This window comes from Amycolatopsis japonica, assembly GCF_000732925.1.
In the GTDB taxonomy this organism is placed as follows: Bacteria; Actinomycetota; Actinomycetes; order Mycobacteriales; family Pseudonocardiaceae; genus Amycolatopsis; species Amycolatopsis japonica.
This window is the reverse complement of record NZ_CP008953.1, coordinates 4,322,904-4,338,024: the sequence shown is the minus strand read 5'-3', so window position 1 is coordinate 4,338,024 and position 15,121 is coordinate 4,322,904. Positions and strand designations below refer to the sequence as shown.

The following is a 15,121-nucleotide window of genomic DNA, read 5'->3' as shown; positions in this document are numbered from 1 at the left end:
CTCCTCGATCGGAATCCACTGACACCGCCGCTGTACTGCGGCGATGGGACAATCTTAACGTGTTCCCCCGGCCGCGTGGGCACGGTGCCGCCGCACGCTCTCCTCGACCAGGTCGAGGACGGGGCCGAGATCGTCTCCGGGCTGGCCCATCGCGAGGTGGGAGACGAGACCCTCGAGAACGAGTTCGAGGTACGCGGTCAGGACGTCGACGTCGACGTCGTCACGCAGGATCCCGGCGTCGCGCTGGCGCTCCAGGCGGCGGCGGGTCGCGGCGGTCAGCTGGTGGGACCGCTCGGCCCAGCGGGCCCGGAACTCGGGGTCGGTGCGCAGCCGTCGGGAGACCTCCAGCCGCGTCCCCAGCCAGTCGGCGGGGTGCTCGCTGCGGTTCGTCAGCAGCTCGCGCATCACCTGGACGAGACCCTGCTCGGCGACGATGTCGGCCATGCGCACCGCGTCGTCCTCGGCCAAGGCCAGGAAGAGGGACTCCTTGTCGCGGAAATGGTGGAAGATCGCACCGCGGGACAGTCCGGTGGCTTCTTCCAGGCGCCGGACGGTGGCACCCTCGTAGCCGTGGCGTGCGAAGCACACGCGGGAGCCGTCGAGGATCTGGCGCCGGCGTGCGTCGAGGTGATCCTGGCTGACCCGTGGCATCCTGGGATCCTGTCACCGGGAACCCGGTTAATGCAATCCGTACGTACGTACTGTGACCAGTTCGCGGGATGATCCGCCCGACCGGGAACCGGACGGCTCCGAGACACGTCCGACCACTCGGCCGGATCGGCTGACACGCCGTCCGCCGCTTGGCTACTCTTTGTCCATCACCGTGTGTGAGTGCTGAGGGGAAGGTGCGGGTGTGAACATCATCGGCGACGCCGCGAGCGCGATCAAGGCCGTCTGGGGTGACCTCACCACGCCGAAGGAACCGACCGTCTACGGCGGTGGGGGCGGCGGTGGCGGCGGGTTCGAGATGAGCCCCGAGGAGCTGAAGACCGTCATCGGGCTCTGGCAGGACGAGCTGAAGAAGGTCTCCGAAGACGGTATGAAGATCGAGGACATCCTCGCCGATCTGAGGCCGCCGGGCCAGGACGAAGCCAGCTCCAGCTACGTCGATTCCGGCGTCGATTCGCTGCTCGCCTTGCAGAAGCAGAACGACTCGATGAAGGAATACATCACGGGCTACATCGCGAAGCTCGAGATCGCCAGGACGAAGACGATGGTCACCGACCAAGCCAACACCATGCGCACGACCTGAGGATGCCGAACGTGTTGAGGAAACGCGCCGCGGTGGCGGCGCTCATGCTCGTATCCGTCGCGGTGGCGGGCTGCACGGGGGAGAACCCCGGGAAACCGTCGCCCAGCAGCGGATCGGCGCCGTCATCGGACTCGTCGGCGGCACCGGAGGATCCGAACGTCCCGAAGGTGGCGAATCCGCTGGACGCCTCGGCGTACGTCGGCGACGCCTGCAAGCTGCTTCCCGCCGCCGCGGCAGCGGAGCTGGGGTTCACCGAGCCTGGCGAGCCCAGGTCCGAGTCGAGCAATCCGAGCTGCGGCTGGTTCATCAGGGGCAAAGGCGAGACGCTGCAGATCATCCTCGGCAGCGGAAACCGTGAAAAGGGCGCGGGCGGCCTGGCCGGAATGTACAAGGCCAAGGAATCCGGGCAGCTGCGGTTTCTGGAGCCCGGCCCCGAGGTCGACGGCTATCCGACCGTCTATTACGGAATCCAGGACCGGCGGGCGCGGGGTAACTGCGATCTCGCGGTGGGCGTCGCGGACGACCTGACGATCAACACCCTGGCCGCCGGCTACGGCGACGAACAGAATTCGTGCGGGACCGCGCGGAAACTCGCGTCGGCCATGATCAAGACACTCAAGGGGGCATGAGAGTGGACGGCAAACAGATCTTCGAGAACTTCACCCAGGGCGACACCCGCAACCTGCGTTCGGCGGCCGATCGCATCGCCGAACTCTCGGACGCCTATGTCGAACGCGGCATGGCCATCAAGTCCCTGCAGACACGGATGACGTCTTCCTGGACCGGTTCGGCCGCCGACGCGGCGAACGCCGGCGCGGGACCGCTGGAGCAGGCCTTCAAGGAGACCGCGCAGCCGCTGTTCCAGACCAGGGATTCGGTGACGACGCAGGCCGACAGCTTCGACGACTCCGGGCAGACGGTCGTCCCCGTGCCGCCGAAGCCGGACAAGCCCAACCCCTGGACCACCGGCCTGAAGGGCGCGATCCCGATCGCCGGGCCGTTCATGGTCAACAACGACATCAAGAACTACCAAGAGGGCGTCGCGAAGCACGAGGCGGCGAACCAGAACAACGTCCGCGTGATGGACCAGTACGACTCGGTCACCAGCAGCACGAGCTCCAGCCTGCCGACCGACTACGGCGTGCTGAAGAACGACGGTGCGGACGTCAGCGTCAAGACCCCCGGCGGTACGCCCCCGGTCCACCCGCCGGTCATCCCGGTCAAGCCGATCAGGAACGGCGGCGGGGACGACAACGACGGCACCGACACCAGCGGCACGGACGACAACGGCACCAACCCGAACCAGAACAGGCCGGGCGGCGACGATCGCACGCCGACCAAACCGGGCCCGAACGACGACCGTCCGGTGATCCCGAGGGACCGGCCCGACCCCACCATCCCGCCGCCCACGACGCGCAAGCCGGGCGACGGGGACGACACCACGCGGCCGTCCGGCGGTGGCAAGGGCAAGCCCGGGCCGACGACCGAAATCCCGGGCAGGATCCCCGGACGGGGTCCCGGCGGCGACTCGGACAACGTCATCGGCCTGCCGAACGGCCCCGGCCAGAACTACAACCCCAACGGTCCCGGGCAGAATCCGCCGGGAAGCACCGGCGGTCGCAACGTGCCCCCGCCCAACAGCGCCGCGGGCAGGCTGCTCGGTGGCGAGGGCGGCACCGGCGGCCGGGCGGGCGCTCCCGGTTCCGGCGGTCTGGGCTCGGGCCGGGGATCCGGCATGGGCGGTCTCGGTGGCATCGGTGGAGCCGACCACCTGGCCGGCGGTCGCGGAGCGGGCGGTCGTGGCGGCGGGCAGATGGGTCCGATGGGAGCCGGCGGCCGGCGCGCCGACGGCGACGAGGACGACGAGCACCAGCGTCCCGACTACCTGATCGAGGCCGACCCGGACGCGATCTTCGGCACCGACCAGCGGACCAGTCCGCCGGTCATCGGCGAGTAGCGGATGACCGTGAGAACAGGCCGGGTGGACGTCCCGGTCGAAGCCTTGGCGGTGCTCGCCGAACGCGAACGCGTCGGCGACCTGCACATCACGCTGCGTCCCGAACCGCGCTGGCTGTCCAGGACGGCCCGCGCGGAGGCGGACAAGCGTGTGGAAGCGGCGCTGGCGCAGGCCGGGCTGCTGGATTCGAGCGGCCGCGCGTCGGTCGACTTCCTGGACTGGCTTCCGGTGCTCACGAAACCGGCCATCGAGTACTACGGCTGGGTGAACACGGGAGGCCAGACCTACGGCGTCCTCGCCGCTTCGCTGGGGCTGCAGGCGGTCCTGGCGGTGGCGTCGGGCGACTGGGTCGGGCTGCAGGAGATCGATCGGCGACGGTTGCCCGAAACGCTGATCGAACAGCTGCCGCCCGTCCCGGCGGGTGGCGGCAGGCTGCGCACGGTCCGCGCGTACGAGCTCGAAGAAGCGGCCCGCCGCGGCCCGGACACGCATTCGCTGCCGCCGGTGATCGCGGACATCGTCAGCCTCGTGCAGCGACCGGTCGAGGGGAGCGGCGAGCTCTACGTCGGCAAGCGGGACGAGGTCGGCAGGCATGTGGCCGCCGAGGATCCGCTCCATTTCGCCGACACGGACTGGGGCCGGTACCTGAGCTACACGACCGGCCATGGCAACGACGCCGTGGTCCACATCGGACCGGCGGGCCCGGCGGAGCTGGCAGACGCGCTCAGGCACGTCTCCAGCACCCTGGCCGGCTAGACCGTCACCACGGGAACACCGCCCTGAGCGCGGCCGAGATCGGTTCGAGGTCGGCGACGAGACACTCGAGTTCTTGGGCGCTAAGGGCGTTGTATGGCGTCTCCGCGAGCCTGTCGGTCATGGCCTCGACGCGTTCCTTCGTGGCGCGCCCGGCCGGGGTGAGCCGGCCGTCGTCCCCGACGAGACCGCGGTCGCGCATCCCGTCGACGATCGCGGTCAGCCGGGCGGCGGGGAGGTGCCAGACCCGGCCGAACTCGTTCGCGGGGATGTCGACGGACAGGGCGTGGAGCACATGGGACTCCGTGCCGCCGATGCCCTCGGCCAGCAAGGCGACGGTGTGGCCGTCGCCGCGGTGTTCACGCAGGAGAGTGGCGGCGTGCCACAGCCTGGCCACGGGCTCCCGCGGGACCGGGACAGTGCGGAGGGCGGCGTAGAGGGCGCGTCCCTCCACCGGCGCGCTGGTCGCGGCTTTCAGCAGGAGGTCGCCTGCGCGGGTGATCTCGGAGGCGTCGGCGAGTTCGCCGAGGATCCGCCGCATCCCCGCGACGCATCCTCGTTCGCGGGCGGCCAAGGCCGCCTCGGGGGTGGTCAGCTCCCAGACCTTCGGGATGTGGCGGGCCACCTCGCCGGGGGCGAAGTTGTAGAAGATCGCGTGGACGACCTCGGCGGGCACCGACCGCCCGAACGGCGCGGCTCGCCCGGCGAAGTAGGCGTCCCATTGGCCGCGCAGGCCGAGCGCGATCAGGGCCTCGTCCGACTCGTCGGCGAAGTAGGGCACCAGGCCGATGGGCTCGATCAGGTCGTACATGCGGCGGGCGTTCGGCATCTCATCCCCTGAGGCTTCGTGGCGGCACCCTCGCGGCGGCCGCTCACCTTGTCCACGAATCAGTCACGCCGGAACAGACATCCGGTGCAGGGAATTTCGCGGAAGATCGGGACGCTCGCCCAAGTCCCCGCACTGCTTAATCCCGCGCGCCAGGACACGACCCCGGCTATTGTGACAGCGCTGTTGTATTTCTGGCGGGGTCTGGGAGGACGAGAACGTGACACGGCTGTATCCGGAAATCGAACCGTACGACCACGGGATGCTCGACGTCGGCGACGGGCACCTCGTGTACTGGGAGGTCTGCGGGAATCCCGACGGCAAACCCGCCGTCACACTGCACGGCGGCCCCGGCACCGGCTGCAGTACCGGGCTGCGCCGGTACTTCGACCCGGCCAAGTACCGCGTCGTGCTGTTCGATCAGCGAGGCTGCGGCCGGAGCACCCCGCACGCGGGGGAGCCCGAGGCCGACCTTTCCGCCAACACCACCGACCACCTGATCGCGGACATGGAACGCCTTCGCGAGCATCTGGGCATCGAGAAGTGGCTGCTCTTCGGCGGTTCCTGGGGCTCGGTGCTCGCGCTGGTCTACGCCGAGCGCCATCCGGACCGGGTCTCGGAGATGGTCCTGATGGGCTTGGCGACCGGACGGCGGAGCGAGACCGACCTGCTCACCCGCGGCCTGGGCGGCGTCTTCCCCGAGGCGTGGGCGAAGTTCCGCGACGGCGTTCCCGAAGAGGATCGCGACGGTGACCTGGCGGCGGCATACCTCAAGTTGCTGATGGACCCCGACCCGGCGGTGCACGAGAAGGCGGCGGCCGACTGGTGCGCCTGGGAGGACGCGATCATCCCGACCTCGCCGCCGTACAAGAGCTTCGAGACGCCGGAGTTCCGGCTCGCCTTCGCCAGGCTGGTCACGCACTACTGGAGCCAAGGGTCCTTTTTGGACGAAGGCGTGGTGTTGCGGGAGGCCGGGAAACTGGCCCACATCCCGGCCGTGCTCGCCGAAGGAAGTCTCGACCTGGGCAACCTCATCGGCACCCCGTGGGAGCTGGCGCACGCGTGGCCCGGCAGCGAACTGGTGGTCATCGACGAGGTCGGCCACAGCACCCAGGACGAGCCGATGCGCGAAGTCCTCATCGGCGCGACGGACCGCTTCGCTTCCTGAGCCACGGATCGCGCGTGAAGGCCTCCTTCCCTCGACTGAGCCGAGGGAAGGAGGCCTTCACGCGCGTTGTCAGGGGATGACCAGCGCGGGGGAGGTTTCGGGAGCGGTGGCGTCCGAACGGGTGGTTTCGGCGAGCCGCAGCCCGGTGGTGCGGGGTGCGATCCGGTCCAGGTTCCACGAACTCAGCAGCAGGGCCACCTTCGCCCGCATCTCGGTCCGCAGGCGCAGGAACGAATCGGCGGGATCGGCGCCGACCTCGCCGAGCAGGAGCCACCAGGCCCACGCGGCCGCGCCGGCGTTCGCGACGAAGTCCGGGATCACCGGGATACCACGGGCCGCCAGCCCCGCCTCGGCGTCGGGCGTGGTCGCCGCGTTGGCCGCTTCGATGACGACCTTCGCCTTGACGACGCCCTGGTTCCCGGCGCGCAGCGCGTAGGAGATCGCCGCCGGGACGAGGATGTCCGCCTCCGTCGCCACGATCTCGTCGCGGGGGAGCAGCCGGACGTCGGCGGGGAGCCGGCTCCGGTCGATCTCGCCGTAGGAGTCGCGCAGTTCCAGCAGCGCGGGGATGTCGAGACCTTCGGGCCGGTACAGCGTCCCGGCCGCGTCGGCGACAGCGACGACCTTCATCCCGGCTTCGTGCAGATACCAGGCCGCGCCGCCGCCCATGGTGCCGATGCCCTGGATGGCGACCGTGGTCTTCTCGGCGGCCCATTCCCACGCGTCGGCGACACCGAGGCAGGCCTGTGCGACGCCGTAGCCGCCGATCACGTCGCCGAGCAGGAGCCCGCCGGGGACCGGAGTGCTCAGCCCGGCCTGCACGCGGCGAAGGGTGTGCGCCGGATCGGCCGAACGACGGATCGCGGCGTGGTACGACTGCTCGAGCCCGAGCTTCGCGAACACCTCGTCGATCAGGTGCTGGGGCACGCCGAGGTCCTCGGCGGTCACCCAGTGGTTGTCGATCCACGGCCGCAGGAACGAGCAGAACCGTTCCAGCACACCGAAAGCACGCTCGTCCTTCGGATCGAAGTCGATACCGCCCTTGGCCCCGCCGACCGGCAGGCCGAAGGTCGCGGTCTTGTTCGCCATCCCCCTCGCCAGGTCTTCGACCTCGGTCATCGTGCAGCCCGCGCGCATCCGGGTCCCGCCGGTCGCGATACCGGAGACCAGGCTGTGCACTACGAGGTAGCCGGTGGCACCGGTGACGGGGTCGGTCCAGACGAGCCTCATCAGCGGTTCGGCGTTCCTCGCGGCCATGCGGCCACCTCCTTCGTGGATTCGGGGTCGTTCCTGCGCCACTTCCGAGGGTGCGCCCACGCGGGCGCGCGCGTCCATTTACCGAATCTGAACGATGATGTGCAGAGAAACTGGTGTAACGCGTCACCGGGCGTCCGCGACCGCACCCGATTACGTTGGGGCCATGGAGCTTTCGTTGCACCGCCTGCGGATGCTCCGCGAGCTGAGCAGGCGCGGCACCGTCACGGCGGCCGCCGCTTCGCTGCATTACACCGCTTCGGCGGTATCGCAGCAGCTGGCTCAGCTGGAGCGGGACGTGGGCGCGAAGCTGTTCGAACGATTCGGCAGACGGGTGCAGCTGACCGAACTGGGGTTGCTGCTCACCGAGCACGCCGAGGAGATCCTGGGGTCGGTCGAACGGGCGACACTGGCCTTGGAAGAGGCGCAGGAAACCGTTTCGGTGCGCCTCATGGCCGGAGTGTGGGCGTCGGTGGCGTCGGGTCTGCTGCCGCACGCTCTGGCCGCGCTCGCGGGTGAGCATCCGGGCATCCAGGTCCGGACCCGTGAGCTGGCTCCCGAGGACACCGCCGACGCCGTGCGTGACGGCGAACTGGATCTGTCGTTCGTCCTCGACTATTCCGACGCGCCGATGCCGTGGGACGCGGGCCTGGAGCGCGCGGTGATCGCGGTCGAACGGCTGCACGCCGCCGTACCCGCCGGCGCGGTGCCCGCCGGCAGCGCGTCTTTACTCGAACTGGGTGAGCATCCCTGGATCCTCGCCAGCCCGAAGAGTCATTTCGGCCGCGCGGTGCGCACGGCGTGTCACCGGCACGGATTCGAGCCCAAGATCAACCACGAGGTCGAGGAGCAGTCCACGGCGATGGCGATGGTCAGGGCGGGGCTCGGGGTGACCCTCGTTTCCGACCTCGGGCTCGGGCTCCGGCCGCCGGGGATCGACGTCGTCGCGTTGACCACACCGTTGCTCCGGACGGTTTCGATCGCCTACCGGACGACCTCGTCGCGGCGGCCGGCGCTGCAGCTGGTGATCGAGGCGGTGCGGAACGCGGCGGCCGCGCTGGGCCTGGGCACGGAGCCCGCTTTGCCCTGATCGTCCGTCCCGGAACGTGGTCCGGCGATCCTGCCCGGCAAGAACCGGACTGATTTTGTCGGACCCCGCGTGTAGCGTCCGAAGTCAAGGTATCTCAGTTATCGGACAACCGACTGGACGGCGGAAAGATGACTACTGTTCATGATTTCCCCGAGAAGTCCGGGAGCGCGTCGAACGCGACGGCGAAGGTCCTTTCGGACCGCGCCGAAGGTGAGGCGTATGTGGCTTCCGTGTGCTTCAAACACGGGCCACCGAGACTTCTCGGCGTAGAGCTGGAATTCACCGTGCACTACGCCGACGAACCCGCCCGGCCCCTCGATCCCGACGATCTCGCCGGCGCGCTCGGTCCGCACACACCGCGGACATTGCGCCCCGACAGCCCCGCCCTCCCGCTTCCGGCAGGTTCACCGCTGAGCCTCGAGCCCGGATGCCAGGTGGAGATCTCCGCTCAACCACAGACCACGCTGCGTCACCTGGACGCCGTCGTCTCGGCCGATCTGGCCCATCTCGAAAGTCTTCTCGCCGCACGAGGCCTGTACCTGGGGGACACCGGGATAGACAGGCATCGCGCCCCCGCCCGCAAGCTGGGCACCCCGCGCTACGCCGCGATGGAACGCCGTTTCGCCCCGATGGGCGACGGCGGCGCGACGATGATGTGCAGCACCGCGGGCCTGCAGGTCTGTGTGGACACCGGCGAGGCACACGATCTGCCGGTCCGCTGGGCCGCTGTCCACGCGCTCGGCCCACCTCTGCTCGCCACCTTCGCCAATTCCCGGATCCACGCCGGACGCGACACCGGCCACGCGTCCGCGCGCTGGCTCGCCGTCATGGAAACGGAGAAGGCCCGCACCCGGTCGGCGGAACCGGGCAAGGATCCGGCCGCCGGGTGGGCGGGCAGGGTCCTGGACACCCCGTTGATGGTCCTTCCCGGCCCCGACGGCCGCTGGGACGCGCCCGATTCCCTGACCTTCGCCGACTGGATCGACGGACGGGGCGAGGGCGCCGGGCTCGGCAAGCCGACCGAGGACGACCTGGCCTATCACCTGACGACGTTCTTCACCCCGGTCCGTCCACAGGGGTATCTGGAGATCCGTTACCTGGACGCCCAGCCCGCCGCCAGGTGGCTGCACCCGGTGGCCCTGCTGGCCGCACTGCTCGCGCGTCCGTCCACAGCGGACAAGGTGCTCGAACTGTGCGAACCGGTCATGGGCCGCTGGGAGTGCGCGGCCCGGTTCGGCCTCGCCGACCGGGCGATCGCCGACGTCGCGAGCAAGGTGGTGGACCTCGGCTGTGCCGAGCTGGGCACGACCGGTCTGCCGCCGGAGACCATCACCGAGATCAGCGAGGGCGTGCAATCCCTCGTGAGGGGTTCGAGGAGCCACCAGTCATGAGCGTGGAAAGCACCGAGACCAACCCGCTTCGCGCGCTGAGCCCGCAAGACCTGCGGGCTCACGCGGCCGAGGCGCTCACCAGAGCCCGTGAGCGCAGTGTCGCGCTGACGAGCGTCGACGACGAAGACCTGGTCCGCCAGCATTCGAAACTGATGTCGCCGCTGGTCTGGGACCTCGCGCACATCGGCAGCCAGGAAGAGCTCTGGCTGGTGCGCGACGTCGGCGGCCGCGAGGCGCTCCGGCCCGACATCGACGACATCTACGACGCGTTCCAGCACGCCCGCGCGGATCGCCCGGCGCTGCCCCTGCTGGGGCCGGAGGAAGCCCGCAAGTACGTCCGCGAGGTCAGGGAGAAATCCTTCGACATCCTGGAAACCGTTCCGCTGCAAGGCAGGCGGCTCACCGAGGACGCCTTCGCCTTCGGCATGATCACCCAGCACGAGCAGCAGCACGACGAGACGATGCTGGCCACCCATCAGCTGCGCAAGGGCGATCCGGTGCTGCACGCGCCCGCCCCGCCGTCGTCGCGGTCCGGGCCGCTGCCCGCGGAGGTGTTCGTACCCGGCGGTGCCTTCACCATGGGCACCTCCGCCGAGCCGTGGGCGCTGGACAACGAGCGTCCGGCGCACGAGGTCGCGGTGGAGGCGTTCTTCATCGACACCGCGCCGGTCACCTGTGGGGCGTACGCCGAGTTCCTCGACTCCGGCGGCTACGAGGACCCGAGGTGGTGGAGCGAGCGCGGCTGGGCGTACCGCAGCGAACACGGCATCGACGCGCCGCGGTTCTGGAAACGGGAGCAGGACGGCTGGTGGCGGACACGGTTCGGCGTCTACGAGAAGGTGCCGGCCGCGGAACCCGTGGTCCACGTTTCCTTCCACGAGGCCGAGGCGTACGCGGCCTGGGCGGGGCGGCGCCTGCCGACGGAGCCGGAGTGGGAGAAGGCCGCCCGGTTCGATCCGGCGACCGGCCGGTCGCGCCGGTTCCCCTGGGGCGACGAGGAACCCACGCCCGACCACGCCAACCTCGGGCAGCGGCATCTGCGGCCCGCGGAGGTCGGCGCGTACCCGGCGGGTGTGTCACCGCTGGGCGTGCACCAGCTGATCGGTGACGTCTGGGAGTGGACCAGCAGCGGTTTCGAGGCGTATCCGGGATTCGCCGCCTTCCCGTACAAGGAGTACTCGGAGGTGTTCTTCGGCGGGGACTACCGGATCCTGCGCGGGGGCTCGTTCGGCACGGACGCGGCGGCCATCCGCGGCACGTTCCGCAACTGGGATCACCCGATCCGGCGGCAGATCTTCTCCGGGTTCCGCTGTGCCCGGGACGCGCGGCCGAGCGAGGTGGCCTGAGCGGCATGTGCCGTCACGTCGCGTATCTCGGCGAGCCGCGTTCGCCCGCCGAGACGCTCTTTCACGCCCCTCATTCGCTGCTCGTGCAGTCGTACGCCCCTCGTGACATGCGGGGCGGCGGCTCGGTCAACGCGGACGGGTACGGCCTCGGCTGGTACGCCGAGGGCCCCGAGCCGCTGCGCCTGCGCCGGTCAGCTCCTTTGTGGACGGACGGTGACCTGCCCGCCCTCGCCGGGTCGGTCCGGTCGCACGCCTTCCTGGCGGCGGTCCGGAACGGTACGACGGGGATGCCCGTGGTCGAGGCGGCGAACGCGCCGTTCACCGGCGGCGGCTACCTCTTCAGCCACAACGGGCTGGTGCGGGGCTGGCCGGACTCGATGGCCGAGCTCGCCGCGAAGCTGCCGATCACCCGGCTGCTGACGCTGGAGGCGACCACGGATTCGGTACTGCTGTGGGCTTTGCTGCGTGAACGGCTCGAGGCGGGCGAAGACCCGCTCGCGGCCGTCACCTGGCTGACCGGAGTCGTCGAGGAGTCGGGGCCGGGTTCGCGGCTCAACCTCCTGCTGACCGACGGCCGGACGCTCATCGGTACCGCGTGGACGCATTCCCTGTCCTATCGGGACATCGGAGACGGTGTGCTCGTCGCGTCGGAACCGTGCGACGACGAACCCGGCTGGACTCCCGTTCCCGACCACCACGCCGTCCGGGTCACCGGCGCCGGCGTGGAGATCCTGCCCCTCGAAGCCGATCGGAGCCCTGAGGCACGATGACCGAACTCGACCTCGACGTACACCACAGCGAATCGGATATCACCGAGCAGCTGCGCGCGGACGTCCGTGCCGGCCTGGAGGCGGACCAGAAGTGGTTGTCGCCCAAATGGTTCTACGACGCGCGCGGCAGCGAGCTGTTCGAAAAGATCACCGCACTGCCCGAGTACTACCCGACCCGGAGCGAACGGGAGGTGCTCGCCGCGCGCGGCGGCGAGATCGCCGAAAGCTCGGGCGCGCACACCCTGGTCGAACTCGGCTCCGGATCGAGCGAGAAGACGAGGCTCCTGCTCGACGCGCTCACGAGCCACGGCACGTTGAAGGAGTTCGTCCCGCTCGACGTCTCCGAGACCGCGCTCGCCGAGGCCGCGGAAGCCATCACCGCCGACTACCCGTCCCTCGAGGTCCGAGGCGTGGTCGGTGACTTCACCCAGCATCTGGACCTGCTGCCGGGCGACCGGCCGCGGATGGTGGTCTTCCTCGGCGGCACGATCGGCAACTTCCTCCCCGCCGACCGAGCCACCTTCCTGCGCTCGGTCCGGGAGGTGCTCGACGAAGGGGAGTGGTTCCTTCTCGGGACGGACCTGGTGAAGGACCGAGAGACCCTGGAGCGCGCTTACGACGACGCCGCCGGGGTGACCGCCGAGTTCAACCGCAACATGCTCCACGTGATCAACAACGGCCTCGGCGCGAACTTCGACCCGGCCGCGTTCGACCACGTCTCGTATTGGGACGAAGAGAACGAATGGATCGAAATGCGCCTGCGGGCACGTGAGCCGCTGGCCGTCGACATCCCGGGTGCCGACATGCACGTGAAGTTCGACGAGGGCGAATACGTGCGCACCGAGATCTCCGCGAAGTTCCGGCGGGAGGGAATCGCGGCGGAACTGGCCGAAGCCGGTTTCTCGGTGGAGAAATGGTGGACGGACTCGGAATCGCGGTTCGGGGTGAGCCTGGCAAGATCTGTCCGTGGCTAACCCTCTCACGTCGCTCGCCCGTGTGCTCGGCACCAAACCGTGGCTGATGGGGCTCGCGGGCGGGATCATCTGGGTGGACAAGAGACTCCACCGGCTGTTCAAGGGGAAGGTGAGCCTGGTCGCGCTGGCCGGGCTCCCTTCCCTGCGGCTGACCACGACCGGCCGGAAGAGCGGGCTGCCCCGCAGTACCAATCTTCTGTATTTTCCGCACGGGGAAGGTTTCGTGCTCGTCGGCTCCAATTGGGGGAGGCCGAACGATCCGGCGTGGACGCACAACCTGCGCTCGCATCCCGACGCGGTCGTCGCGCTGGCGGGCAAGGAGATCCCGGTCAGGGCCAGGGAACTGCTCGGAGACGAGTACGAGGCGATGTGGAAACGGCTGCTGGAGTTCTGGCCCGGTTACTCCATGGAGGAGAACGCCGCTTGCCGTGTGTTACCGATTTTCGAGTTGAAGACAACCACTCGATAGGTTCGTACCATCCTTTCGGCCGGTGACTGGGTTACCGGCCTGTGCGAGGCTCCTTGGGTGTTACGCGCCGTGACGTCGGCGGCGCATCGTGCGACGTGGTCCGACACGTCGCCAGCCGAGGGAGGAGTCGTTTTGCCGAGATCCACAAGGAGGCCGGTGCGCGGTTTCGCACTGGTAGGGGCACTCGTGGCCGGCGCCGCGCTGACCGGGGCGTCCGGGACGGCGGTCGCCGCCCCAGAGGCCGGGCCGCCCGCCGCCCAGGTCGGTGCGACGGCGCCGGTGAACTGGGGTGCCTGCACGGCGGACCAGCTCCGCGGTGTTCCGGCCGATCAGGTGAAGTTCTACAGCTGCTCGAGGTATCGCGTGCCGATCGACCACGACAACGCGGCGCTCGGCACGATCGACATCGCGATGCTGAAGCGGGCGGCGAAGACGCCCGACAAGAAGGTCGGTTCGCTGTTCCTCAACCCGGGCGGCCCCGGCGGCTCCGGGTTCCGGATGCCGATCGGCGCGGCGAACTACTTCCAGCCGCAGGTGCTGGACCGGTTCGACCTGATCGGGTTCGACCCGCGCGGGGTCGGCGCCAGCAACCCGCTCAAATGCTTCACCACGCAGGAAGACGCGGACGACGTCTTCGCCGCGCAGATCCCCGTGCCGCTGTCGCGACAGGAGATCTCCGGGACGCTGGCCTCGTACCGCGACTACGGCCAGTTCTGCAAGAACAACGCGGGCGCGCTGCTGAACCACATGTCCACCAAGGACGTCGTGCGTGACCTCGACAAGATGCGGGCGGCCGTCGGCGACCAGAAGCTGACCTTCGTCGGCTTCTCGTACGGGACCCTGATCGGGTCGACGTACACGTCGATGTTCCCGAAGCAGAGCCGGGCGATCGTCATCGACGGCAACGTCGATCCGGCGCTGCGCACCAGCGACGGCGTGCAGTACGACCGCGAGCGCGCTCGCGGGTTCGAGATCGCGCTGGACGCCTTCCTGCGCAAGTGCGCGCAGGTCGGGCCGAAGTGCTCGTTCAGCGCGGGAACGCCGCGGGAGAAGTTCGACGAGATCCGCGACCACCTGCGGCAGCAGCCGGTCAAGCTGCCCGACGGGAGCAGCTACGACATCAACGCGTTCACCAGCACGGTGGCCGGGGTGCTGTACTCGCCGACGTCGTTCCCGCCGCTGGCCGACGACCTGCAGGCGCTGTACAACGTCGTCCACCCGCCCGCGGCGCAGGCGCAGACGGCTCAGGCCGTCGAGCTGAAGGTGCTGCGGTCCGGGGCGAACGGGCGCGCGGACGCGAACCCGGACAGCCCGTACACCGGCGACGACTCGTACTTCGCCGTGAACTGCTCGGACAAGAAGATCACGATCAAGCAGGAGAAGGTCCCCGAGATCGCCGCGAAGTGGGAGAAGGAATCGCCCACCTTCGGTCGATACCAGGCGTTCTCGGACGTGGCGGGCTGCCCGGTGTGGCCGGTGAAGAAGCCGGACGTCTACCGCGGCCCGTGGCAGGCCAAGACCGACACCCCGGTCCTGGTCGTCGGCAACTTCTACGACCCGGCGACCCAGTACCTGTTCTCGAAGCGGATGGCCGACGAGCTGGGCAACGCCCGGCTGCTCTCGGTCGATGCCTTCGGGCACTGCATCCTGGGCGACTCGCTCGGGGTGGACAAGGTGACGGCCGACTACCTGATCGATCTGAAGGTCCCGGCCAACGGCCAGGTCTTCCAGCCGAACGTCCAGCCGTTCGAAACCGCCTGATCCCAGGCTGAACACCACGAAGGCCACCGTCTCGGCGGTGGCCTTCGCGGCGTCCGGGGACCGGTCCCGAACTCCCGGCCCTAGGGTTCCGGACGGGGAGGGCCGGATTG

General features: G+C 69.5%; 15 protein-coding genes. 12 read left to right on the top strand and 3 right to left on the bottom strand.

Going from position 1 to position 15,121, the window contains the following annotated elements:
* Nucleotides 1–54 precede the first annotated feature (54 nt).
* The gene (locus AJAP_RS20180) at nt 55–651 is read right to left on the bottom strand and encodes a TetR/AcrR family transcriptional regulator (RefSeq protein ID WP_037337340.1); all 597 of its coding nucleotides are present in this window, start codon (nt 649–651) and stop codon (nt 55–57) included.
* A 202-nt stretch (nt 652–853) separates the two neighbouring features.
* Between AJAP_RS20180 and AJAP_RS20175 the strand changes: the two genes are divergently transcribed.
* From AJAP_RS20175 to AJAP_RS20160, 4 genes are read left to right on the top strand one after another with little or no spacing between them, the layout of a single operon-like run.
* Nucleotides 854–1,252, top strand: coding sequence for a hypothetical protein (locus AJAP_RS20175; protein ID WP_038514035.1), 399 nt, complete (start codon nt 854–856; stop codon nt 1,250–1,252).
* A 2-nt stretch (nt 1,253–1,254) separates the two neighbouring features.
* Entirely contained in the window at nt 1,255–1,881 is a 627-nt protein-coding gene (locus AJAP_RS20170; RefSeq protein WP_038514032.1) for a DUF3558 domain-containing protein, read from the top strand.
* Entirely contained in the window at nt 1,878–3,209 is a 1,332-nt protein-coding gene (locus AJAP_RS20165) for a hypothetical protein (protein ID WP_148311534.1), read from the top strand. Before AJAP_RS20170 ends, AJAP_RS20165 begins: the two co-directional genes overlap by 4 nt.
* A 24-nt stretch (nt 3,210–3,233) precedes the next feature.
* A complete protein-coding gene (locus AJAP_RS20160) occupies nt 3,234–3,965 on the top strand; it encodes an ESX secretion-associated protein EspG (RefSeq protein WP_083649725.1) in 732 nt (243 codons plus the stop codon).
* A gap of 4 nt (nt 3,966–3,969) precedes the next feature.
* On the opposite strand, the gene AJAP_RS20155 is transcribed toward AJAP_RS20160, so the two are convergent.
* Nucleotides 3,970–4,791, bottom strand: coding sequence for a MarR family winged helix-turn-helix transcriptional regulator (locus AJAP_RS20155; protein ID WP_038514025.1), 822 nt, complete (start codon nt 4,789–4,791; stop codon nt 3,970–3,972).
* Between the two features lie 259 nt (nt 4,792–5,050).
* On the opposite strand from AJAP_RS20155, the gene pip reads away from it, so the two are divergent.
* On the top strand, nt 5,051–5,956 hold the full coding sequence (gene pip, locus AJAP_RS20150) for a prolyl aminopeptidase (protein ID WP_051972829.1): 906 nt from the start codon (nt 5,051–5,053) through the stop codon (nt 5,954–5,956).
* 69 nt (nt 5,957–6,025) lie between these two features.
* Here the strand turns inward: pip and AJAP_RS20145 are convergent, their stop codons facing one another.
* Complete coding sequence (locus AJAP_RS20145) at nt 6,026–7,213, bottom strand: Glu/Leu/Phe/Val dehydrogenase dimerization domain-containing protein (RefSeq protein ID WP_038514022.1); 1,188 nt, start codon at nt 7,211–7,213, stop codon at nt 6,026–6,028.
* 163 nt (nt 7,214–7,376) lie between these two features.
* Between AJAP_RS20145 and AJAP_RS20140 the strand changes: the two genes are divergently transcribed.
* From AJAP_RS20140 to AJAP_RS20110, 7 genes are all read left to right on the top strand, one after another.
* Nucleotides 7,377–8,300 (top strand): LysR family transcriptional regulator, encoded by a 924-nt coding sequence (locus AJAP_RS20140; protein WP_037337353.1) that lies wholly within the window; start codon nt 7,377–7,379, stop codon nt 8,298–8,300.
* Nucleotides 8,301–8,428: 128 nt separating this feature from the next.
* Nucleotides 8,429–9,691, top strand: coding sequence for a glutamate-cysteine ligase family protein (locus AJAP_RS20135; RefSeq protein ID WP_038514019.1), 1,263 nt, complete (start codon nt 8,429–8,431; stop codon nt 9,689–9,691).
* A complete protein-coding gene (gene egtB, locus AJAP_RS20130; protein ID WP_038514016.1) occupies nt 9,688–11,037 on the top strand; it encodes an ergothioneine biosynthesis protein EgtB in 1,350 nt (449 codons plus the stop codon). The genes AJAP_RS20135 and egtB overlap by 4 nt, the downstream gene beginning before the upstream one ends.
* A 5-nt stretch (nt 11,038–11,042) precedes the next feature.
* Nucleotides 11,043–11,807, top strand: coding sequence for an ergothioneine biosynthesis protein EgtC (egtC, locus tag AJAP_RS20125; protein ID WP_038514013.1), 765 nt, complete (start codon nt 11,043–11,045; stop codon nt 11,805–11,807).
* Nucleotides 11,804–12,781: an L-histidine N(alpha)-methyltransferase gene (gene egtD / locus AJAP_RS20120; protein ID WP_038514011.1), complete on the top strand. Its 978-nt coding sequence runs from the start codon at nt 11,804–11,806 to the stop codon at nt 12,779–12,781. The genes egtC and egtD overlap by 4 nt, the downstream gene beginning before the upstream one ends.
* Nucleotides 12,782–12,827: 46 nt before the next feature.
* The gene (locus AJAP_RS20115) at nt 12,828–13,250 is read left to right on the top strand and encodes a nitroreductase family deazaflavin-dependent oxidoreductase (RefSeq protein WP_051972828.1); all 423 of its coding nucleotides are present in this window, start codon (nt 12,828–12,830) and stop codon (nt 13,248–13,250) included.
* A gap of 156 nt (nt 13,251–13,406) precedes the next feature.
* Nucleotides 13,407–15,011: an alpha/beta hydrolase gene (locus tag AJAP_RS20110; protein WP_038514006.1), complete on the top strand. Its 1,605-nt coding sequence runs from the start codon at nt 13,407–13,409 to the stop codon at nt 15,009–15,011.
* Nucleotides 15,012–15,121: the final 110 nt, after the last annotated feature.